Annotated in this window: 26 protein-coding genes; all 26 read right to left on the reverse strand. The window is 46.6% G+C overall.

Going from position 1 to position 19,628, the window contains the following annotated elements; all coding sequences use genetic code 11:
- Window position 1: 1 nt before the first annotated feature.
- Window positions 2-1,096 carry a flagellar biosynthesis protein FlhB gene (flhB, locus tag KNO69_RS07955; RefSeq protein ID WP_214817268.1) on the reverse strand — a complete coding sequence of 365 codons (1,095 nt, stop codon included), beginning with the start codon at window positions 1,094-1,096 and terminating at the stop codon, window positions 2-4.
- Window positions 1,093-1,863 (reverse strand): flagellar biosynthetic protein FliR, encoded by a 771-nt coding sequence (gene fliR / locus KNO69_RS07960; RefSeq protein ID WP_074037236.1) that lies wholly within the window; start codon window positions 1,861-1,863, stop codon window positions 1,093-1,095. Before fliR ends, flhB begins: the two co-directional genes overlap by 4 nt.
- Window positions 1,860-2,132, reverse strand: a complete 273-nt coding sequence (gene fliQ / locus KNO69_RS07965) for a flagellar biosynthesis protein FliQ (RefSeq protein ID WP_015881403.1) — start codon at window positions 2,130-2,132, stop codon at window positions 1,860-1,862. The genes fliR and fliQ overlap by 4 nt, the downstream gene beginning before the upstream one ends.
- A gap of 11 nt (window positions 2,133-2,143) precedes the next feature.
- On the reverse strand, window positions 2,144-2,809 hold the full coding sequence (gene fliP / locus KNO69_RS07970; RefSeq protein ID WP_074037237.1) for a flagellar type III secretion system pore protein FliP: 666 nt from the start codon (window positions 2,807-2,809) through the stop codon (window positions 2,144-2,146).
- Window positions 2,806-3,300: a flagellar biosynthetic protein FliO gene (locus KNO69_RS07975; RefSeq protein ID WP_214817271.1), complete on the reverse strand. Its 495-nt coding sequence runs from the start codon at window positions 3,298-3,300 to the stop codon at window positions 2,806-2,808. The genes fliP and KNO69_RS07975 overlap by 4 nt, the downstream gene beginning before the upstream one ends.
- Entirely contained in the window at window positions 3,297-3,662 is a 366-nt protein-coding gene (locus tag KNO69_RS07980) for a response regulator (RefSeq protein ID WP_015881400.1), read from the reverse strand. Before KNO69_RS07980 ends, KNO69_RS07975 begins: the two co-directional genes overlap by 4 nt.
- 13 nt (window positions 3,663-3,675) lie before the next feature.
- The gene (fliY, locus tag KNO69_RS07985; RefSeq protein ID WP_214817274.1) at window positions 3,676-4,806 is read right to left on the reverse strand and encodes a flagellar motor switch phosphatase FliY; all 1,131 of its coding nucleotides are present in this window, start codon (window positions 4,804-4,806) and stop codon (window positions 3,676-3,678) included.
- Window positions 4,803-5,792 carry a flagellar motor switch protein FliM gene (gene fliM, locus KNO69_RS07990; protein WP_214817277.1) on the reverse strand — a complete coding sequence of 330 codons (990 nt, stop codon included), beginning with the start codon at window positions 5,790-5,792 and terminating at the stop codon, window positions 4,803-4,805. Before fliM ends, fliY begins: the two co-directional genes overlap by 4 nt.
- Before the next feature lie 9 nt (window positions 5,793-5,801).
- Window positions 5,802-6,254, reverse strand: a complete 453-nt coding sequence (locus KNO69_RS07995; protein WP_015881397.1) for a flagellar basal body-associated FliL family protein — start codon at window positions 6,252-6,254, stop codon at window positions 5,802-5,804.
- Window positions 6,247-6,465 carry a flagellar FlbD family protein gene (locus KNO69_RS08000; protein WP_031421671.1) on the reverse strand — a complete coding sequence of 73 codons (219 nt, stop codon included), beginning with the start codon at window positions 6,463-6,465 and terminating at the stop codon, window positions 6,247-6,249. Before KNO69_RS08000 ends, KNO69_RS07995 begins: the two co-directional genes overlap by 8 nt.
- A complete protein-coding gene (flgG, locus tag KNO69_RS08005; protein ID WP_074037241.1) occupies window positions 6,465-7,382 on the reverse strand; it encodes a flagellar basal body rod protein FlgG in 918 nt (305 codons plus the stop codon). Before flgG ends, KNO69_RS08000 begins: the two co-directional genes overlap by 1 nt.
- Window positions 7,383-7,400: 18 nt before the next feature.
- Window positions 7,401-7,829, reverse strand: coding sequence for a flagellar hook capping FlgD N-terminal domain-containing protein (locus KNO69_RS08010; RefSeq protein WP_214817280.1), 429 nt, complete (start codon window positions 7,827-7,829; stop codon window positions 7,401-7,403).
- Window positions 7,801-8,889: a flagellar hook-length control protein FliK gene (locus tag KNO69_RS08015; RefSeq protein ID WP_214817283.1), complete on the reverse strand. Its 1,089-nt coding sequence runs from the start codon at window positions 8,887-8,889 to the stop codon at window positions 7,801-7,803. Before KNO69_RS08015 ends, KNO69_RS08010 begins: the two co-directional genes overlap by 29 nt.
- A 22-nt stretch (window positions 8,890-8,911) precedes the next feature.
- The gene (locus KNO69_RS08020) at window positions 8,912-9,478 is read right to left on the reverse strand and encodes a MotE family protein (RefSeq protein ID WP_214817285.1); all 567 of its coding nucleotides are present in this window, start codon (window positions 9,476-9,478) and stop codon (window positions 8,912-8,914) included.
- A 1-nt stretch (window position 9,479) separates the two neighbouring features.
- On the reverse strand, window positions 9,480-9,914 hold the full coding sequence (locus tag KNO69_RS08025; RefSeq protein ID WP_159562090.1) for a flagellar FliJ family protein: 435 nt from the start codon (window positions 9,912-9,914) through the stop codon (window positions 9,480-9,482).
- Window positions 9,911-11,230, reverse strand: a complete 1,320-nt coding sequence (gene fliI, locus KNO69_RS08030; protein WP_214817287.1) for a flagellar protein export ATPase FliI — start codon at window positions 11,228-11,230, stop codon at window positions 9,911-9,913. The genes KNO69_RS08025 and fliI overlap by 4 nt, the downstream gene beginning before the upstream one ends.
- Window positions 11,217-11,942, reverse strand: a complete 726-nt coding sequence (locus KNO69_RS08035) for a FliH/SctL family protein (RefSeq protein ID WP_214817289.1) — start codon at window positions 11,940-11,942, stop codon at window positions 11,217-11,219. Before KNO69_RS08035 ends, fliI begins: the two co-directional genes overlap by 14 nt.
- Window positions 11,926-12,933 (reverse strand): flagellar motor switch protein FliG, encoded by a 1,008-nt coding sequence (gene fliG, locus KNO69_RS08040; RefSeq protein WP_026826250.1) that lies wholly within the window; start codon window positions 12,931-12,933, stop codon window positions 11,926-11,928. Before fliG ends, KNO69_RS08035 begins: the two co-directional genes overlap by 17 nt.
- 5 nt (window positions 12,934-12,938) lie before the next feature.
- Entirely contained in the window at window positions 12,939-14,510 is a 1,572-nt protein-coding gene (fliF, locus tag KNO69_RS08045; RefSeq protein ID WP_214817291.1) for a flagellar basal-body MS-ring/collar protein FliF, read from the reverse strand.
- Between the two features lie 22 nt (window positions 14,511-14,532).
- Window positions 14,533-14,814, reverse strand: coding sequence for a flagellar hook-basal body complex protein FliE (gene fliE, locus KNO69_RS08050; RefSeq protein ID WP_074037250.1), 282 nt, complete (start codon window positions 14,812-14,814; stop codon window positions 14,533-14,535).
- A gap of 13 nt (window positions 14,815-14,827) precedes the next feature.
- Window positions 14,828-15,256, reverse strand: a complete 429-nt coding sequence (gene flgC, locus KNO69_RS08055) for a flagellar basal body rod protein FlgC (RefSeq protein WP_074037252.1) — start codon at window positions 15,254-15,256, stop codon at window positions 14,828-14,830.
- A 3-nt stretch (window positions 15,257-15,259) separates the two neighbouring features.
- Entirely contained in the window at window positions 15,260-15,628 is a 369-nt protein-coding gene (flgB, locus tag KNO69_RS08060; RefSeq protein WP_074037939.1) for a flagellar basal body rod protein FlgB, read from the reverse strand.
- Window positions 15,629-15,900: 272 nt separating this feature from the next.
- Window positions 15,901-16,680 carry a GTP-sensing pleiotropic transcriptional regulator CodY gene (codY, locus tag KNO69_RS08065; RefSeq protein ID WP_074037253.1) on the reverse strand — a complete coding sequence of 260 codons (780 nt, stop codon included), beginning with the start codon at window positions 16,678-16,680 and terminating at the stop codon, window positions 15,901-15,903.
- Window positions 16,681-16,716: 36 nt separating this feature from the next.
- Window positions 16,717-18,087, reverse strand: a complete 1,371-nt coding sequence (gene hslU / locus KNO69_RS08070; protein ID WP_074037255.1) for an ATP-dependent protease ATPase subunit HslU — start codon at window positions 18,085-18,087, stop codon at window positions 16,717-16,719.
- Entirely contained in the window at window positions 18,084-18,632 is a 549-nt protein-coding gene (gene hslV, locus KNO69_RS08075) for an ATP-dependent protease subunit HslV (protein WP_078146697.1), read from the reverse strand. The genes hslU and hslV overlap by 4 nt, the downstream gene beginning before the upstream one ends.
- A gap of 11 nt (window positions 18,633-18,643) precedes the next feature.
- Window positions 18,644-19,525, reverse strand: a complete 882-nt coding sequence (locus KNO69_RS08080; RefSeq protein ID WP_214817293.1) for a tyrosine-type recombinase/integrase — start codon at window positions 19,523-19,525, stop codon at window positions 18,644-18,646.
- Window positions 19,526-19,628 lie beyond the last annotated feature (103 nt).

The raw sequence follows: 19,628 nt of genomic DNA on the forward strand, positions 1-19,628 counted from the left end.
CTCAAGACGGTTGCTTCATTTGATAGACGAATGCCAGTACTTCCGCAATGGCTTGATAAAACGATTCGTCTACCACTTCACCGATGTCGATTTGCGCATAGAGCGCTCGCGCGAGTGGTTTATTTTCAACAATGGCCACGTCATGTTCTTTTGCGACATCTCGAATATGAAAGGCGACCCGGTCGACCCCTTTGGCGACCACGAGCGGCGCAAAATCTTTCGTGTCATCATATCGAATGACGACCGCGTAATGGGTCGGGTTCGTGATGACGACATCGGCATTCGGTATCTCTTGCATCATCCGTCGCATCGCCATTTCCCGTTGTTGCTGTTTGATTTTAGATTTGATGAGTGGGTCACCTTCCGTATTTTTGTACTCATCTTTTATATCTTGCTTAGACATTCGGATCGATTTCTCGAAATCAAATCGTTGGTAGAATAAATCGAGTAGTGCAAGTGCGAGCAAGGCGACACTTACCCAAAGACCAAGTTCGATTGTGATACTCGCGAGTGCGACAATCGATTCACGAACTTGTTCGACGGCCATCCGAGAGAGTTCTTTCTGATTTTTCCAAAGGACAGCGACAGCGGTTGTCAAGATGATTAACAATTTGAATAAGGACTTTAAAAATTCGACGACCGCTTTCATACTGACGATGCGTTTGACCCCCTTGATCGGGTCGATCCGCTCAAGCTTTGGTTGAATGGCTTCTAAAGAAAATAACGTTCCGATTTGTAGGTAATTGATGAGAATCCCAAACACGACGGCGACGATAAAGAACGGAGCCAAAATCAAACCGACACGGAGCATTAGGTCGACGACCATATCCGACATGCCGCCCGTCACGTTAAACAATAAATACTCTGGGCCGAGTAAATCGCTGATTAAAGAAAGCAATTGCTGCCCAATCACGGGACCGAAAAAAGATAACATGAGAAACATCGCAAAAAGTGCGAACGCTCCAGTCAAATCGGCTGACTTGGCGACCTGCCCCTTCTTTCGGGAGTCTTCCCGTTTACGTGGCGTCGCTTTTTCTGTCTTTTCACCTGCAAAAAACTGTAGATTGACCGATAAAGGATATAGAGGCTTCTTCATGAGGCGTCTCCTAATATGAGCATAAAGTCGTGCATCACTTCTTGTAATAGCGGGATGAACTGGCTGATTCCTGTCAATGTCAGTCCCATCAATAAAACCATGACGGCAAAACCAGCGATAAGTTTAAATGAAAATCCGATGGCAAAGATATTGAATTGCGGTGCTGACTTCGCTAAAAAACCGAGAGCTAAGTCCACAAGCAGTAAGGAAGCCATCATCGGCAACGCTAATTGCAACGCGACCATCATTGTCATCGTGACGACTTTTACAGCCATCATCAATGAAGCTTCAGTAAAGTTGATCATCGGTTGGCCAGGCGGATAGATTTGAAAGCTATAATAAATGCCATCAATCAACAGAAGATGCAGGTTGCTCGTCAACAAAATGAATAGCGTAAAAATATAATAAAATCGTCCAATCAATGGTGATTGACCGCCAAACATCGGATCATATGCGGATGCCATCGCTAATCCGAGCTGTAAATCGATGACCCCACCGGCAATTTGCGGTGCAAAAAATAGGATGTTGATCAACAGTCCGAGTAAAAGTCCGATCATGACTTCATAAACGACTTGCAGGACAAACGCATTGGTCATTTGAATTGGCTCGGTCAATGTGAACATTGCATAGTATGCTAAAAACGCACTGAACGCGACGCGGTGCATGACCGGTAATTGTCTCGTCGAGAACAACGGGACACTGACAAAAAAGCCAGACAGTCGCGCGAACGTTAATCCATACATACTGATGAAGTCGACTGCATTCATTTCGAAGCAACCTCGACCATCAACTCAAAAATCAAACGCGTGAACCCTTCAATCTGTTGAAGCATCCACGGTCCAAAAATGACGAGACCGATGAAGACCGAGATAATTTTCGGAACGAACGATAACGTTTGTTCTTGAATTTGAGTCGTGGCCTGTAAAATCGAGATCACGAGACCGACGATCAGTGAGATGAGTAGAAGTGGCATTGATATTTTTAATAAGGTCCACACACTCTCTGTCGCCAAATAGATGACCATTTCTTGTGTCATGTCCGTTCCCCCTACATACTTCTAAGCAATGATTCCACAATCAAGTGCCAGCCATCGACCAATACAAACAATAATAATTTAAACGGCAGTGCAATCATGACTGGAGGAAGCATCATCATCCCCATCGACATGAGGACACTCGCGACTACCATATCAATGATTAAAAACGGTAAGAAAATCATGAAGCCGATTTGGAAAGCGGTCTTCAACTCACTGATCGCATAAGCAGGAACCAAAGCGAGGAGAGGTACATCATCTAGTGTCTCCGGCTGCTCATAATTCCCATACTTTAAGAACAGTTGTAAATCTTCTTGTCTTGTATATTTCGACATGAACTCTTTCATCGTCCCACTTGCCTCATCGAACGCCTCATTTTGTGAGATCTTGTCATCGAGGTATGGTTTTAATGCGTTCTCATTTAAGTCAGAGAGAACTGGAGACATGACGAACAGTGTGATGAACAGTGCCAATCCGACAATCAATTGGTTCGGTGGCGTTTGCTGTGTACCGAGCGCCGGTCGAATGAATGACAAGACGACCACGACACGGGTAAAGCAAGTCATCAAGATTAAAAAGGATGGTGCGAGCGTCAGCAATGTCAACAAAATCAATAGCTTGATGGATGTCGATGTACTGTCCGGTGTTTCTAAATTGATCAATTGCTCAAACGTTGTCATGATTTCTTCCTCACTTCTTCTAGCTGAGCGAGTTGTTTCTTAAAGGTGTCTAAAAATGCATTCGAATTTGACGTTCGGAGTGACAAGGTATCCGTTTGCTCTTCCTCCATCGTGTCCGCATCAAGTCGATCGATCAGTTGAATCGAATCGCCGACACCGAGTACATATACCTGGTCACCGAGCTTCACGAGCTGAACAGAGCGGTCTTTCCCAAGAGGGACGCCTCCGAGATGTTTCATATGTTGAGTCGTTTTCACGCCTTGTGTTTTGGAACCGAGCCAACGCATCAAAACGATAAATCCGCCGACCACGACCACGAGACTTAACACGACTTTCACGCCATTGCCAATGGTTGACGCTGTCGTTGGAACGTTACTTTCCTGTTCATCTGTCTGTTGTTGCTCGAATTGTTGGTCTACGGTGGCGGCCTCAACCGTGGTTGGACCGAAGAGCCCAACCACGAGAAGAATAATCAACCACCATTTCTTCATTGTGCGACCGTTTTAGAAACTGCTTCGATGACACGCTCTGCATTGAAAGGCTTGACGATAAAGTCTTTTGCACCAGCTTGAATGGCATCGATGACCATCGCTTGTTGTCCCATCGCTGAACACATGATGATTTTCGCATTCGAGTCGAAACTACGAATTTCTTTCAATGCTGCGAGTCCATCCATCTCAGGCATCGTGATGTCAAGTGTGACGAGATCCGGTGTGAGTTCACGATATTTCGCGACAGCGTCCGCTCCATTTTCCGCCTCACCTACTACGTCATACCCGTTCTTTGTCAAAATGTCTTTAATCATCATACGCATGAACGCTGCGTCATCTACTACTAATACTTTTGCACTCATTCTAAATTCCTCCTTAAACGATTCCGATCCGCTCATGCGGTTGAATAATTTCTGTTACACGTACCCCAAAGTTTTCTTCAATGACGACGACTTCTCCTCTAGCGATTCGCTGTTGGTTGACATAAATGTCTACCGGCTCACCTGCTAATTTGTCGAGTTCAATGATGGAGCCTTGTGATAACTCAAGTACTTCCCGAACGGATTTTTTCGTTCTTCCTAACTCTACTGTCACGTTTAACGGGACATCATACAGCAACCCAAGATTTGCTGGGGCCGTTTCTTGTGACACCGGTGATTGGAGTGGCATGAATTCCGCCTGGCTCACAGCTACTTCCGGCATAGATTTTTGCTTGTTTGGTTGTGGGGCAACGGACTGTGCTGGTTGTTGTGTTTGCGGATGTGGTTTCGGTGCTTCCGCTTTCGGCTGCTCTTTTACCGGTTCTGATGCCGCTTGGACTTCTCCAGTCGCTTTCATCAACTCGTCGACTAACTGCTTTCCAAACTGAATTGGTGCAATCTGGACAATCGTTGAATCAATCAACGTGCCTACTTTGAGATTGAACTCAATGAGTACCATCGTCTCCCATAGTTCAAGGCGATCGATGATTGTCTGATTTTTTGTTGCATCAAACACTTCGACAAGCGGTGGCGAGATGTCAATTTTCTTCGAAAATACCGTCGATAAAGACGTTGCTGCCGCACCCATCATTTGATTCATCGCTTCTTGAACAGCTGATAAACGAATCTCATCAAGGCTCTCCGGATCAACATTCTCTCCACTTCCACCTAACATGAGGTCGGAGATGATTGCCGCATCTTCGCGAGTCAATACGAGAACGTTTTCCCCTTGTATTCCTTCTGTATAGCCAACTCGAAGTGCCACGTGAGGAGTGGGATAGCGTTCGCGTAACGCTTCAATTCTCACTTCACTGACAACCGGTGTCGTAATTTCAACCTTCTGTTGTAATAATGTTGACAAGGCTGTTGCCGAGTTCCCGAATGAAATATTCCCAATTTCTCCGAGTGCGTCGCTCTCAATCGAATCTAAATGTTCTTCTTTTGCTTCGACTTCTGGCGTCGGCGTATTGTCGCTTGTCCCACGTAATAACGCATCAATTTCATCTTGTGACAGCATCTCACTCATTGCTCTTCCTCCTTCACACGGTGAAGCACTTGAACCGCCATTCGCTTCCCGCTCACACCGACTTGCCCTTTGAATACTTTATTTTCCCCCACCATGACGGACAGAGGTTCTTTTGCTAATTGATCGAGTGCCAAACAATCTCCGACTTCTAGATGCAACAAATCACCAAACGTGATTGTCGTCCCACCGAGTAAAGATACAACTTCGACTGTCGAGTTCATCAATTGAGCTTTAAGTGGCTCTTTACTCGATTGACTCGCATTCCGTCGATTCGCTTCTTGCATCCAATAATGACTCGATAGTTTGGACAATACCGGTTCGATTGTCACGAATGGAAGACAAACGTTGATGGTTCCGCTCACTTCACCAATCGTCACACCAATCGAAATCAAGACGACCGTTTCGTTTGGTGAAACGAGTTGCAGGAACTGCGGATTCACTTCAACAGCTGACATTTCTGCTTTAATCTCAGCAATCGATTCCCAAGCATCCCCATAAGTCGAAAAGGCTCGTTTGTACAATTGCATCAAAATCCGCATCTCAATTTCGGTGAACGATTCGATTTTATCCATCTCGACACCAGGACCTCCGAGTAACCGGTCTAGCATCGCGTATGAGATGTTCGGATTGACTTCGATGATGAATCGTCCGTTTAACGGTGGCGCCTCAATCAAGTTGATCATCGTCATGCTCGGAATGGAATGAATGAATTCATCGTACGGTAATTGTTCGACCGAGTTGACCGAAAACTGAACATATGTGCGAAGTTGAGCCGAGAAAAATGTCGTGAGCATACGCGTGAAATGTTCGTGAATCCGAGTTAAGCTGCGAATTTGGTCTTTTGAAAATCGAACGGCTCGCTTGAAGTCGTATTGTCGAACTTTCTTCTCTTCCTCTTGCGCGAGAAAGGAGTCCGCTTCGACATCCCCACTGCTTAAAGCAGATAGTAAGGCATCAATTTCTTGTTGAGACAGTACTTCTCCCATGATGCCACCTCACTGAATAATTTTCTTCGTCATATAGACGCGTTGGACTTCACCTTCTTCAAGCAGTCCGTTAAGTTGTTCTCGTAATGTTTGTTCGAACTTTTGCATATCTTCTTTTGTTGCCAATTGGGCTTTCGTCATCCCGGATAAATCACCCAAAATGACGTTGTGAACTTGGAACTTGCGTAGTTCTAAATTCTCTTTCGTTTCAGCCGAATCTGTGACAATCGTAAATTGAACGTTGATGAAACGCTCGTCTTGAATGTTGGTCGTCATGTCATCAGTCATGAAACTCCGTTCTGCCAACTCTTCAGCTGTGACAGGTTTCGTTTTAGCAGTGACGTTATCACCAAAGACATATTTGTAAGTCATGAATCCGGCACCGCCCATGACGAGCAGGACGACAAGCAGGATGATTACGACTTTTAGGCCGCCACCTTTTTTCTTTTCTTCTTCACTCATCTTCTTCACCTCTTGTGAACATCGTTCCGACTAAACCGATTGAGCGGTAAAAGGCTTCAGTTCGTTCAATGATTTGATCTTTCGTTTCTTTTACGAGATATGTTTTGCCATTAAACAATTGGATGATCGTGTCGGGCTCTGCCTTCACCGTTTCGATGAGCAAAGCGTTCAGCACGAACTCCTCACCGCGAAATGCCGTGACGCGAATCATCAGCGTTTCAAGTTGACGAGCTCTTGAAGGATCTCGTCCGATGTTGTGATAATGCGTGTGTTCGCCTGGAATCCACGCTGTGCCACGATCATTTCTGTGAACTCTTCTGAAAGGTCAACGTTTGACATTTCGAGTGCGCCTGAGACAAGTTCACCACGACCGTCAGAACCAGGTACGCCAAACTGTGGAGCACCGGAGTTTTGCGATTGTACGAAGTTGTTGGCACCGACTTTTGATAAACCGGCGTTGTTCGAGAAATTCGACGTCACGATATACCCAGCGATTTGTAATTCACCCGCACCATCAACAAAACTAACTTGTCCGTCTTTACTGATTGAAAGTGAACGAGCATCTGTTGGGATTTTAATTCGTCCATACTCAGGTGCTTTTGCAGTAGTATCATCCGCTGCATAGAATGCCAAATCTGCTCCTGGTCCAGTGAAGTCCCCTGCAACTGGAGTCGCAGCCACTCCTGGAGTTCCAGATGCTGGCAAAGTACTAGTCCGTGATCCAATGAGGTACGTACCGTCGCCCGTCACCAAGTTTCCTTGATTGTCCGTATAGAAGTTCCCTGCTCGAGTGTATTGGATTTGACCATTGACCATCGTCGCATAGAATCCTTCACCTGAAATCCCGACATCAAGCGCACGCCCTGTATTTTGCATTGCGCCTTGGTTATATACGTTATCGACCGTCGCCATGGTGCCCCCGAGACCGACTTCCTTCGGGTTAATACCACCTGTTGTCGCATTCCCAGCCGACGCACTTCCGACTTGCTGGCTAACGAGATCTTTAAAGGTAACGCGCCCTTTTTTATAACCAAACGTATTGACGTTGGCGATGTTGTTCCCGACGACGTCTAGCTTCGATTGGAAGTTCTTCAATCCACTGATTCCTGAGTACATTGCTCTTAACATAATGCATTCCTCCTATGCTTATTTGATCGATGTGATATCGTACACGCTGACGGATGTGCCGTCTTCAAGATCGGCCATATATCCGGTTAAGTCGTTACGAGAAATGGAAACGACACGACCTGTGCCTTTCGTCGTCTCTTCACTCGTTTCGGTTGTAAAGTTGATTGTTTTCCCAATCATGCTACTGTATTCAGAAATCGACGACATGTGACGGTCGACGAGAACCGAGTCGAGTTGTTTTGAGATGGCTTGCATTTGCTCGAGAGACGAGAACTGCGCCATCTGTGCGATGAACTCTTTATCCTCCATCGGCGACATCGGGTCCTGGTTCGCGATTTGAGCGAGCAGTAACTTCATGAACATGTCTTTATCATATTGATTCGTCGCTTTTGGGAGCGACTGGTCTGGCAATGTAAAATCATTCGTCTTCGGTTGGATGCTCGTCATCTTCAGACCCTCCTTTAGGCTGTTCTTGTGGTTGTTCTTGTTCCGGTTGCTCGGAACCGTCTGACAAGGCTGCTTTTGAATCGAGCGCTTGCTGTGTCAAGTTGACCTCGACCCGAACGTTTTGCGAATGGGGTGTCAACGTTTGTTGCAACTGTTGAACTTGCGATTGAATCAGTTGTTTCGCCTCTTGATTGCTGGCAAACATCTTGACGACAAGTTCTCCATTCTTCCGCTCTAGCTTGACGACGAGTTCCCCTAACTGCTCCGGATACAATCGTACGGTGAATACTTTTGAACCATCTGCCCCACTTTTGAACGGTGCCTTTTGCAAAGCCGCTTCAATCCGAGCTTGTAAATTCTCAGGAAGGGATCCTTTCGAAGCATACATGACCGTGTCCACGTCAATCTGTGGTCTTGACCAGTTCATCCCTTTCGGCATCCAGTCTACGTTATTTGGCTGTAGCGCAGGTTTTGCGATTTTTACGGTTTCAACATTTGACAAGACGGGAACTTCTTTCAATGTACCTTCGATTGGTCCTTTATATTGTGTGATGATCCGTTGCATCGTTTGAACCTGTTTGGCAAGTTCTTGGTTTGGAACTTGTTGAGTTAGTGCAATGTTGGTCGTCTGAGCATTTCCCTCTGTTTGCTTCGTAGTATGGACTTTCGGCGTAGTCGTCGTCTGTACAATCGCCGGTAAAACCGAAGACGGGATTTCAGTCTCAGGCGAAGGATTAGACAATTGACCGAGTAAACTTACATATGCATCCATAAACGTCCGATACGCATCTTGTGGCAGTGATTTTAGCCACTTCAATGTATCAGGCTTTTGAAACCATGTTTCGAGTTCCTGTGCCACTTTTTCCAAATCGACTGATCCTTCAGGAAGCACACCTTCTTCAAGTTGAGGAAGTTCTGCCTGCTCCCCTGAGCCTTGCATTGGGGCAAGCATCGCAGAAAGGAGGCTTAAAAATCCACCTGCTCCCTGTGATTCTCCCTCCACTGCTCCAGTACGAGCCATCGATCCTTGAATGGCTTGCGTCAATAAAGCGATATTCAATGTTGGCCCTCCCTTCTTGTGTTCATTGGAGAAGCTGCGTCACAACCGCAGCCTGTTGCGCATTCATTCGTCCTAAGATGTCTGCCTGTTGCTTAGGTGATAGCTCCTTCAACAGTTCTGCAACTTGAGGGCTTTCGAGTTCACCCATAATAGCTGCCGCCTGTTTGGCTGACATTTCTTCATAAACGCTGGCGACATCAGACGAGGTCTCCTCTTCTTTTGACGCTGCCTCTAGTTCCGAGACGAGTCGATCTCGTTCACGAATCAAATCGGTGATTTCTTCTTGTCTAGACTTTACTTCGTTCGTCAATTCAACATTTTCGTTGCGAAGTTTTTCAATCTCACTGTTCGCCGCTTTTAATCGGTTCGCTGCGTCCGAATCGATTCCCGTCACATTCACCTGCGTCTCCGTTTTTTTTGATTCTTCCGTTTTCTCGTCCTCGTTCACTTCTAATAAGGGAACGGATAAGAGCGGACGGTCCATCGCATAGTTCATGACGACAATCCCACCGACTAAGATGAAGATTGCTGGAATGAGGACCAACGCCACAATCATTTGCTTGCCTCGTTTATTGTTCTCTTTTGCCATGCTACTTCCCTTTCCCATGATGAATCACAGCAAGTTCATCCATCATTTGTTGCTCTGTAAGTTTAGCTACCGTCATCTCTTGCATGCTGACCTTTTCATGGAGCGTCACGTATTTCTTTTCTTCCACCACTTTACCGAGCAATCGTTCTTGCGACGCATGATAGCGATTGCGGGCCTGTTGTACGACGAGCTGTTGCGTTTCGATTTGACGTTTCACTTGCTCTCGCGTCTTTTCTCGATACTGCGACATGAGAAGGTCGATGTTTCCAGATTGTTCGTCTTGGTGTTTGATGAGCGACTCATACATGAGAAGAAGGTCATATAGCTTCTCCATCTCTGTCTCAAGTCTTGCCTTAAATCCTCTGACTTCTATGGCGGCATCTTCTTTTTCATGTTCCGCAATCGGCATGATTCGTTCTAATATGAGTCTATTCATGATTCACCTCGTGCAATATGTGACAAGTGGGTCATCGTCTGTTCGAAAGCAGCATCTTCTTCGATCGATTGTTTCAAAAACGTCAACAAGTATGGATATTTCTCCACAGCGGTATCAATTGAAGGATTGGTGCCTTTTTTATACGCTCCGATATTGATTAAATCTTCCGCGTCAATATAGGTCGCGAGCCAGCTGCGGAACGTTTGGGCCGCCTCTTTATGTTCCGGAGAAGCAATTTGGTTCATGACTCGACTGATTGATTTCAGTACATGAATGGCGGGAAACTGCCCGCGGTTTGCGAGCGCACGGTCCATGACGAAGTGTCCGTCTAAAATCCCACGCACCGCATCGGCAATCGGTTCATTCATATCATCTCCGTCGACGAGGACCGTATAGAACGCAGTGATCGACCCGGTTGCTGCTGTTCCGCTTCGCTCTAATAGTTGAGGTAGCATGGCGAATACGGACGGGGTGTATCCTTTCGATGTCGGAGGTTCGCCCGTCGCGAGACCGATCTCACGCTGCGCCATCGCAAATCGTGTCACCGAGTCCATCATCAAGACCACTTCTTTCCCTTGGTCCCGGAAGTACTCGGCAATCGCGGTCGCCGTGTAAGCTCCCTTCAACCGGACAAGCGGGGGTTGGTCGCTTGTCGCTACAATCACGACGGAACGAGCCATGCCTTCTGGTCCAAGTTCTTTTTCGATGAACTCTTTTACTTCCCGACCCCGTTCTCCAATCAAGGCGATGACGTTAATATCTGCCGAAGATCGTTTGGCAATCATCCCGAGTAAGGTCGACTTCCCTACACCGGAACCAGCAAACAAACCGACCCGTTGTCCTTTTCCTACAGTCAATAGTCCATCAATCATGCGTACACCGGTCGACAGCGCATCTAAAATCCTTGGTCGATTCAAAGGATTCGGAGGTTTACGTTGAACGTCATAACGCTTACCGGTCACAAGACGCTCACCTGAAAGTGGACGTCCTAAACCATCGAGCACTTGACCAATCAACTCTTCCCCTACAGGAACTTGAAGCATTTTTCCCGTTCCCTTTACAAGACACCCTGGCGCAATTTGCGTAGTTTCACCGTATGGCATGAGCAGAACACGCTCTTCATTGAATCCGACAACCTCTGCTTCAACCGTTTCATTCGACGGAAGGACAATCAAACAGCGTTCTCCGACAAATGCACTCGGCCCATTCGACTCAATCATCAATCCGATGACACGGCAAACTCGACCGATTTTTCGTGTGAACTCGCCGTCCGAAGACTGCTTGATTGAGTCAAGAACCTGCTCAATAAGCACCATCCGCTAAAACCTCCTCGATTTTAGCTTGAATTCGTTCGAAACTATACGTTAAATCGACTTCATTCCCACGATGTGGCGACTCGATTCGGACTGCCGTTTCATCCAATGATCCGTCCCCACGATATTTCAAAGGGGGTGTCTCTTCTGTCCGCCACATCGCTTCGAATTGCTGAATCGAGGCAAGACGTGTCGGATGAACAAAGATTGTGATTGCTTCGGCATCGATCCAATGTGACATTTGATCACGGATCATCGTCGCAAAGAGTTCTTCATCTTTCCGAACAAGTTCCGTTGTCACATGTGCACTGACCGAGATTGCCAACTCAATGAGTTGTTCTTCCGCTTGTCTCCATTTTTCTTCAAATAAGAGTTCAAGTTCGCTCGAAACGGAATTTAATCGTGTGGTGATGTCCTCGAACTCAGCCAATCCGTCCTGTCTACCTTGAAGGAGACCTTCCTGATACCCTTCTGAACGCGCCTCCTCGAACACCTGTTGTTTCAACCGCTCCAACTGTTCGACTTCGGTCAACTGAAACTGTTGAAATGCTTCTTCGTCCTGCTTCAACTTCTCATAGCGCGACTGAATGACATCGTGATGATTGATTCCGTCATTCGGTTCTATAATGGGTGTTTCTAAGCGCTTGGATTCAATCCGTTGCGGAATATTCGATGTTGCACGTTGGCGTTTGATCACATTAGACAACGATGTCATCTCCTCCACCTCGACTGATTACAATCTCACCGACGTCCTCTAGGCGACGAATGATTCCGACGATTCGGCTCTGTGCCTCTTCGACGTCACGCAACCGTACCGGTCCCATGAATTCCATATCTTCTTTGAACGTTTCGACCATACGTTGTGACATGTTTTTGAAGATAATTTGTTTGACTTCCTCCGAAGAGACCTTGAGCGCAAGTAACAAGTCGTCGTTCGCCACTTCGCGAATGATTCGTTGAATCGCACGAGAATCGAGCGTAACGATATCTTCGAAGACGAACATCCGCTTTTTGATTTCTTCTGCAAGTTCCGGATCTTCGATTTCGAGCGCATCGAGAATGGTACGTTCGGTCGTCCGATCTACACCGTTCAAGACTTCGACGACCGCTTCGATTCCACCAGATTGGGCATAATCTTGCATATCCGTCTGCGACAAGTTCTTCTCAAGGATTTGTTCCACTTCATGGATGACGTCTGGATTGAGTCGATCCATCGTCGCAATCCGTTTTGCGACTTCCGATTGAATCTCAGGTGGAAGTTCCGAGAGGATTTGCCCTGACTTGACGGGTTCTAAATGCGCTAAGATTAACGCAATCGTCTGTGGGTGCTCGTTTTGGATAAAGTTCAATAACTGTTTCGGGTCTGCTTTTCGTGCAAACTCGAACGGTCTGACCTGTAAGGTGGAAGTCAGACGATGAATCAATGCCATCGCCTTGTCTTCACCAACTGCTTTTTCAAGGACAGTTTTCGCAAACCCGATTCCGCCCTGAGTGATATAACTTTGTGCCATGGCGAGTTCATGGAACTCACCGAGAATACTATCCTTTTCTTCCGGGGACACTTTTTTTAACGCTGAAATTTGAAGCGTCAGTTGTTCCATCTCTTCTTCTGAAAGATGTTTGTAGACGTTCGCTGCCACTTCAGGTCCCAGGGAAATCATGAGCATCGCTGCTTTTTCGCGATTCGATTGTTTTGCATAGTTCACGTTACTCACTCCTCAGACATCCAAGTACGAAGCAGTTTAGCAAACTCTTCTGGATTACTTTCAGCTAATTTTTCTAACTGTTTCTTCTTCACTGCACCTTCGCCTCGCTCTTCGAGGTCTAGGTCAGGTACTTCATCTTCATATGGAATTTCCCATTCGTTCGTCTCTTCCACAACCTCTTGCTTCCGTCTACGCATCGCGAAGAAGATCAAGGCAAGAATTACGACTGCACCCGCCGCTGCCGCATACATCCACCAAGGTGTCGGTTGCTCTGTTGCTGCAACTTCTTCCACTTCAGCGAACGGTCTCGACACGACGACAACTTTCTGTTCGAGTTCATCATCCGTGATGGCTTCATCCGTCTTCGCTAACGACGTTCGAATAATGGAATACATCATCGTCTCGAGGTCGCCTTCTAACTGCGGATCGATACTTGTTGCGCCATCTGGTGGTTCAACGATGAGTTGGACTCCGAGGTCACGAATCGTATATGGTGCGTTTTGAATCTGCTTCGTGATGCGGTTGACCTCGTAATTGATGATTTCATGATTCTTTTCACTTTCTTCTGTGCCATCGCCAGTCGCTGCCGGGAAGTTGATTGTGTCGTTCTCACCAGTTCCCGTCGCTTCTGTCGCCGTACCTGTTCCGCCAGTGTATGCTTCAGCAATCCGCTCGGCAGACGTGACGATGCCTTCCATGTTTTCTTCATCGACCGGCGTGACAAGATTCTGTTCTTCAGCCGTTTGTGTCGTGTCGATGTCTGCTGTGACGGAAACGAGTACGCTTCGTTCGCCGAGTAGAACCGAGAGCATCTGTTGGATTTGTTGACGTACGTCTTTTTCGACTTGTCGCTTCAACGCCAATGGATCTGACGAGGAACCTCCAGCAACAACAGTCTGGTCGAGATCATAATACGTGAAGTATTGGTCCATAATTGAAATGTTTTCCGGTTTCAAGTTCGGGACACTCTTACTAATCAAATGATAGAGACCTTTTACTGTGTTTGGTTCTAAATTCGTCCCCGCTCCGATGTTCAAGACGATGGACGCGGTAGGCTCACCTTGATCTTCTGCCAAGAAGACAGACTTCTCAGGAAGTGAGATGATTACTTTCGCTTGATTGATTCCTTCAATCTGTGTGATGAGTCGCTCTAGCTCCGTTTGCATCGCACTACGTTCGATGACAGCCATCTCACGGTCTGTCGTTCCGAACCCTGCGTTTTCGCTGAAGAAACTATAATCAATCGAGCCGGACTTTGGAATCCCGGCAGCAGCCAAACTCACTTTCAACTGATCGACCATTTCAGTCGGCACATACACGCTCACACCGTTCGAAGTCGCCTTGATTTCCGACTGTACCCCGTCTGCTGTCAACTTCTCTGTCACTTCGCCCGCTTCTTGAGCAGACAAGTTTGTATAGAGAGGTGCCATGTTTGGCCTTGAAAGGAAGAATGTGAGTACGAGGGCCGCGATTAGTATGACCGCGATCGAGATGCCCCATACGAGTTTACGTTTCGCTGGCATCGCCTTTAATGCACCGGTCATGGATTTGAATCGTTCTTTTAATTGTTCATTCATCGCAACTTGTCATCCTCTACAATTAAACTTGCATTCGCATCATTTCTTGATAGGCCTCAACAGCCTTGTTCCTCACCTCGATGGCAAGTTGCATCGCAATCGACGACTCTTCACTTTGAATCATCACCTGATGAAGGTCAGCTTTCCCGACCGCCAAATCTTTACGGGCTTGACTAGTCGCTTGTTGTGTCTCATTTAATGCGTTCATCGCTTCATTCAAGTATGACCCAAATTGAGACGGGTTCGTTTTATTCAGTGATGGCGTGAGTTCTGGGCTCATCAATTGAATTGGATTAATTTGCATCCGTTAACACTCCTTATCCTTTACCAATCTCCATCGCTTTTACGAGCATCGCCTTCGAGGCGTTCATCGCTGCAATGTTTGCTTCGTACGAACGAGTCGCACCCATTAAATCGACCATTTCTTTCAAGAGATCGACGTTCGGCATTTGTACGTACCCCCGCTCATCCGCATCGGGATGATTCGGATTATAAGCCAATTTATACGGTGCATCGTCTTCGATGATTTGAGATACCTGCACCCCTCCATTAACGGCATCCATTTGCTTCCGGAATGGCGCTTCTTGCAACACGGTCATCTTTCGTGTGTATGGTTGCCACTCTCCGTCCACGAGTCTCCCGCGAGTCGTCTGAGCGTTGGCGATGTTCGCCGACACGGTATCCATTCGTAGCCGTTGTGACGTCAACGCTGAAGCTGAAATATGAAAACTATCAAACATTCCCATTGATTAACGACCTCCCCGAATAACAGATTTTAATCCCCCGAGCCTACGATTCAATTGCTCCATCATCGCCTCATACTGGAGTTGGTTTCGTGCCAGCTCACTCATTTCATAATCCAAGTCGACGTTGTTGCCATCACTCCTCATGGCGCCACCAGCTCGATCGATGACCTTCGACTGGGTCGAGTCACTCGGACGACCACCTTGCAGCTTGAGTCGCATCTCACTCTGAAGCGTCTGCTCAAACACAGCCTGTTTGGCTTTGAAATTCGGCGTATCAATGTTTGAAAGGTTATGACTGATGACCTTTTGGTTAAGGACTGAATGGTTGATGGCTTGCTTTAGTAATTGATAGTCACTACCAATCCAATTCACGGCGTTCACTCACTTTCATATAATGACTACTAAATATACCTCATTTGGAAAATCTACTATTTCATTGAAACAAATCTGTAACAGTTCTGAAAGATATTTTTTAAAACATAGGTAAATGGCTTAATATCTTTTTGTCGAATTCATGTCAAAAGGTGAAAATAATTACTTTTGTACTAAAAAAAACCGCCTCCTTATCAAGGAAAGCGGTTTTTTAGGAATAAAGTCCCTTTTAAAAGTGTTTTCAATGGAAATCACACATCGAAAGTTGTATTTCAGTTTGATTTCAGTTTTTGTAATTCAAACAAGAAGTTGTCATTTAATATCTTGATATACGTTCCTTTCATTCCTAAAGAACGTGATTCAATGACCCCTGCACTTTCTAATTTCCGAAGTGCGTTGACGATGACCGAACGCGTGATTCCCACTCTGTCGGCAATTTTGGAAGCAACTAGCAATCCTTCGTTTCCACCAAGCTCTTCGAAGATATGTTCGATTGCCTCAAGCTCTGAATACGATAACGAGTTAATCGCCATCTGGACGACCGCTTTCTTACGTGCCGACGTTTCGGCTTCCGCAGCCTTCTCACGAAGGATCTCCATTCCAACTACAGTTGCAGAGTACTCCGCGAGAACGAGGTCATCTTCTGTGAATTCATTCGCCAATCGACCGAGTACGAGCGTACCTAAACGTTCTCCTCCACCGATGATTGGAACAATCGTCGTCATGGAGTTGAGGAATAGATCGTGGTTCTCGACTGGGAACGCTGTATATTCACTATCGATATCGATGTTCGCTGTCGTTTCTTTCACATTGAACAAGTTCGAAGCATATGGCTCCGGGAACTGTCGATCGACTAAGAATGCTTTCATCCGGTCATTCTCAATCTGTTGTTTGATTGCAAAACCGAGAAGTCGTCCCCGACGGCTCACGATAAATGTGTTGGACTCAAGGACTTCACGCATTTTGTCCGCCATTTCTTTAAAGTCAACGTGCGCACTTGCCTCTTGTTGAAGCATTGTGTTTAACTGGCGTGTTTTTTCTAGTAAGTTCATATTCTCTATTTCCTCCCTGTATGTGCATACAGAATCTTATAATATATATTGGCTCAAATCACGATCGTCGGCGATGGAACCGACTTTTGCTTGTACGTAAGCGGGTGTGATTTCTACGGTTGTTTGTGGCATATCTGCCGCTTCAAATGATAAATCTTCTAAGACGCGCTCCATTATAGTATAGAGGCGACGTGCACCGATGTCATCGGTCTCCCGATTGACATGTGTCGCAATTTTCGCAATTTCTTCAATGGCCTCATGCGTGAAACGGACCGTGATTTCTTCAGATTCTAACAAGGCCGTATATTGTTTAATGAGTGCCTGTGACGGTTCTGTCAAAATCTTGACGAAGTCTTCTTCCGTCAAGCTGCTCAATTCAACACGAATTGGGAAGCGTCCTTGTAGCTCTGGAATCAGGTCAGACGGCTTAGCCATATGGAATGCACCGGCCGCGATGAAAAGAACATGATCCGTTTTAACCGGTCCATACTTCGTGACGACCGTAGATCCTTCTACAATCGGAAGAATGTCACGCTGCACCCCTTCACGGGATACTCCGGCGTGATCTTGTGATTTTGTGGCGATCTTATCGATTTCATCCACGAAGATGATACCCATCTGTTCACTGCGCCGCACGGCTTCATCGTGGACTTCGTTCAAGTCCAGCAAGTTCTCTGCTTCTTCAGCAATGAGAAGCGGTCTTGCTTCACGAACCGTCAGCTTACGTTGTTTCCGTTTCTTTGGAACGATTTGACCGAGCATATCCTGAAGATTCGACAAACCTTCCATCCCTTGACCCTGAAACAAATCCATCGTCTGCTTTTCTTCTAATTCCACTTCAATCACGCGTTCTTCGAGTTCACCGAGTTCGAGCAAGCGTCGAAGTTGCGAACGGTCATTATTGGATGTGTCCGACGTGGTTTCTGGCTGTTGTGTCTGTCCGCCGAACAACGCTTCGAACGGATTCGATGCAGTAGGTGTCGCTTTTGCTTTTCCTTGTAGCGCATCTAAAAGGCGTTCCGTCGCCGCACGTTCCGCTGGCTCCTTCACATCTTCTTTTTTCTCTTCTTTGACAAGACGAACCGATGCCTCAACGAGATCACGTACCATCGATTCAACGTCACGACCGACGTAACCAACTTCCGTAAATTTCGTTGCTTCTACCTTCACAAACGGTGCACCGACAAGCTTAGCTAACCGTCGAGCAATTTCGGTCTTTCCGACCCCGGTCGGTCCGATCATCAAAATATTTTTTGGTGTAACCTCATCGCGAAGGTCTGCACTTAACTTTTGACGACGATAGCGATTTCGTAGAGCAATCGAAACTGCTCGCTTGGCATCCTTTTGTCCGATTACAAAACGGTCTAACTCCGTTACGATTTGTCTAGGTGTCAACTCTCGGTTCATTCAGCAGCGCCTCCAATCGTTTCTACAATGACTTGATCATTTGTATACACGCAAAGCTCACCAGCGATTTCAAGAGCGGCACGCGCGATTTCTTCAGCAGACTTTTCAGCAGAATGGCGTACGAGTGCGCGACCTGCCGCTAAGGCATAGTTCCCACCGGATCCGATTGCAAGAATTCCATCGTCCGGCTCAATCACTTCTCCATTCCCAGAGACGAGCAAAAGATGATCGGCATCCATCACAATCAATAGTGCCTCGAGTTGACGCAACATCTTATCCCCACGCCATTCTTTCGCAAGTTCTACCGCTGCTCGCGGCAAGTTACCGTTATACATTTCAAGTTTCGATTCAAACTTTTCAAACAATGTGAAAGCATCGGCTACGCTACCTGCAAAACCGGCAACGACTTTCCCGCCATAAAGGCGTCTGACTTTCTTCGCCTTGTTTTTCATGATGACGGCATTCCCGAATGTGACTTGGCCATCTCCACTCATCGCACATTGGCCATTGTGTCGAACTGCAAAAATCGTTGTTGCATGAAACATATCGTAACCTCCTACTTTCTTGGATGTGTCGCTTGATAAATCGACCGAAGTCGTTCGGTCGATACATGGGTATACCGCCCGGTCGTCGACAAGGACTCATGCCCAAGCAACTCTTGGACGGCACGCAAGTCCGCTCCCCGTTCTAACAAGTCCGTCGCAAAGCTGTGTCGCAACGAGTGCGGGGTAAGTGTTTTATGTACCCCACTGTCTTTTCTCAAACGTTTCATGACATAGCGGATTTGGTCTGTTGTCATCCGATTCCCTTTTTGACTCAAAAATAATGCGGTTTCTGTCGGGAGTCCGACACCTTGGCGTAATTCGATATAACGCTGCAAAGCATGTACGGCATATTGTCCGATCGGGACATATCGTTCTTTCTTCCCTTTTCCCATCACATGGACAAAGGATAAAACCTCATCGAACGAGGAAAGGTTCATCCCACACAGTTCAGCGACGCGGATTCCCGTCCCATAGAGCACTTCTACGATGGCGACGTCCCTCGCCTGTAAAAAAGGATCTTCCTGCCTCGAGGCAGCCTCCAACAGTTGCTCGACTTCCGTCGGGACGGCAAAGGTCGGCAAGGACTGTCTCTTTTTCGGTGAGGTCAGGTCGTGGAACAACGGTTCTCCACCTTGTTCTCTTGCCATAAACTTCCCGAATTGCTTGAAACAAGATACTTTTTGGGACACCGTAGACGCGGCCAATTGTTTCTCATAAAGGACATATAAATAACGCCGCGCCGTCTGAGCATCGTAGGGATCTTGATGCGTCGATTGGCAATATGCGGCGTACTGGTCGAGCGTTTGCTCGTAAGAGCGTTTCGTATGAGGAGACAGTCGACGTTCAATTTGGCAGTAGCGTAAAAAGGATTGTCGATCCTCTAAAAATCCCATTTTATCGCCTCCTCGATGACTCGTAAAAACGCATGTTCTCGTCAAATCGAAATTAGCATAGCATACAGAATGTAAGGTGACAATAGATAGCCGTTCAATAATC

Source organism: Exiguobacterium sp. s131 (genome assembly GCF_018617345.1).
Lineage (GTDB): Bacteria > Bacillota > Bacilli > Exiguobacteriales > Exiguobacteriaceae > Exiguobacterium > Exiguobacterium profundum.

Bases quoted from the DNA above. Each gene is read 5' to 3' on its own strand.
- hslV (WP_078146697.1), bottom strand. From the start codon at position 18,632: ATGTTTCATGCAACAACGATTTTTGCAGTTCGACACAATGGCCAATGT.
- fliE (WP_074037250.1), bottom strand. From the start codon at position 14,814: ATGCAAATTAATCCAATTCAATTGATGAGCCCAGAACTCACGCCATCA.
- fliR (WP_074037236.1), bottom strand. From the start codon at position 1,863: ATGAATGCAGTCGACTTCATCAGTATGTATGGATTAACGTTCGCGCGA.
- KNO69_RS08080 (WP_214817293.1), bottom strand. From the start codon at position 19,525: ATGGGATTTTTAGAGGATCGACAATCCTTTTTACGCTACTGCCAAATT.
- KNO69_RS08000 (WP_031421671.1), bottom strand. From the start codon at position 6,465: ATGATTCGCGTCACGGCATTTCGCGGTGAGGAGTTCGTGCTGAACGCT.
- KNO69_RS07980 (WP_015881400.1), bottom strand. From the start codon at position 3,662: ATGAGTGCAAAAGTATTAGTAGTAGATGACGCAGCGTTCATGCGTATG.
- hslU (WP_074037255.1), bottom strand. From the start codon at position 18,087: ATGAACCGAGAGTTGACACCTAGACAAATCGTAACGGAGTTAGACCGT.
- flgC (WP_074037252.1), bottom strand. From the start codon at position 15,256: ATGGGAATGTTTGATAGTTTTCATATTTCAGCTTCAGCGTTGACGTCA.
- fliI (WP_214817287.1), bottom strand. From the start codon at position 11,230: ATGGTGCTTATTGAGCAGGTTCTTGACTCAATCAAGCAGTCTTCGGAC.
- KNO69_RS08035 (WP_214817289.1), bottom strand. From the start codon at position 11,942: ATGACATCGTTGTCTAATGTGATCAAACGCCAACGTGCAACATCGAAT.
- codY (WP_074037253.1), bottom strand. From the start codon at position 16,680: ATGAACTTACTAGAAAAAACACGCCAGTTAAACACAATGCTTCAACAA.
- KNO69_RS07975 (WP_214817271.1), bottom strand. From the start codon at position 3,300: ATGAAGAAATGGTGGTTGATTATTCTTCTCGTGGTTGGGCTCTTCGGT.
- fliP (WP_074037237.1), bottom strand. From the start codon at position 2,809: ATGACAACGTTTGAGCAATTGATCAATTTAGAAACACCGGACAGTACA.
- fliQ (WP_015881403.1), bottom strand. From the start codon at position 2,132: ATGACACAAGAAATGGTCATCTATTTGGCGACAGAGAGTGTGTGGACC.
- flhB (WP_214817268.1), bottom strand. From the start codon at position 1,096: ATGAAGAAGCCTCTATATCCTTTATCGGTCAATCTACAGTTTTTTGCA.
- KNO69_RS07995 (WP_015881397.1), bottom strand. From the start codon at position 6,254: ATGAGTGAAGAAGAAAAGAAAAAAGGTGGCGGCCTAAAAGTCGTAATC.
- KNO69_RS08010 (WP_214817280.1), bottom strand. From the start codon at position 7,829: ATGACGAGCATCCAACCGAAGACGAATGATTTTACATTGCCAGACCAG.
- KNO69_RS08025 (WP_159562090.1), bottom strand. From the start codon at position 9,914: ATGAATAGACTCATATTAGAACGAATCATGCCGATTGCGGAACATGAA.
- fliF (WP_214817291.1), bottom strand. From the start codon at position 14,510: ATGAATGAACAATTAAAAGAACGATTCAAATCCATGACCGGTGCATTA.
- KNO69_RS08020 (WP_214817285.1), bottom strand. From the start codon at position 9,478: ATGGCAAAAGAGAACAATAAACGAGGCAAGCAAATGATTGTGGCGTTG.
- fliY (WP_214817274.1), bottom strand. From the start codon at position 4,806: ATGAGTGAGATGCTGTCACAAGATGAAATTGATGCGTTATTACGTGGG.
- flgG (WP_074037241.1), bottom strand. From the start codon at position 7,382: ATGTTAAGAGCAATGTACTCAGGAATCAGTGGATTGAAGAACTTCCAA.
- fliM (WP_214817277.1), bottom strand. From the start codon at position 5,792: ATGGGAGAAGTACTGTCTCAACAAGAAATTGATGCCTTACTATCTGCT.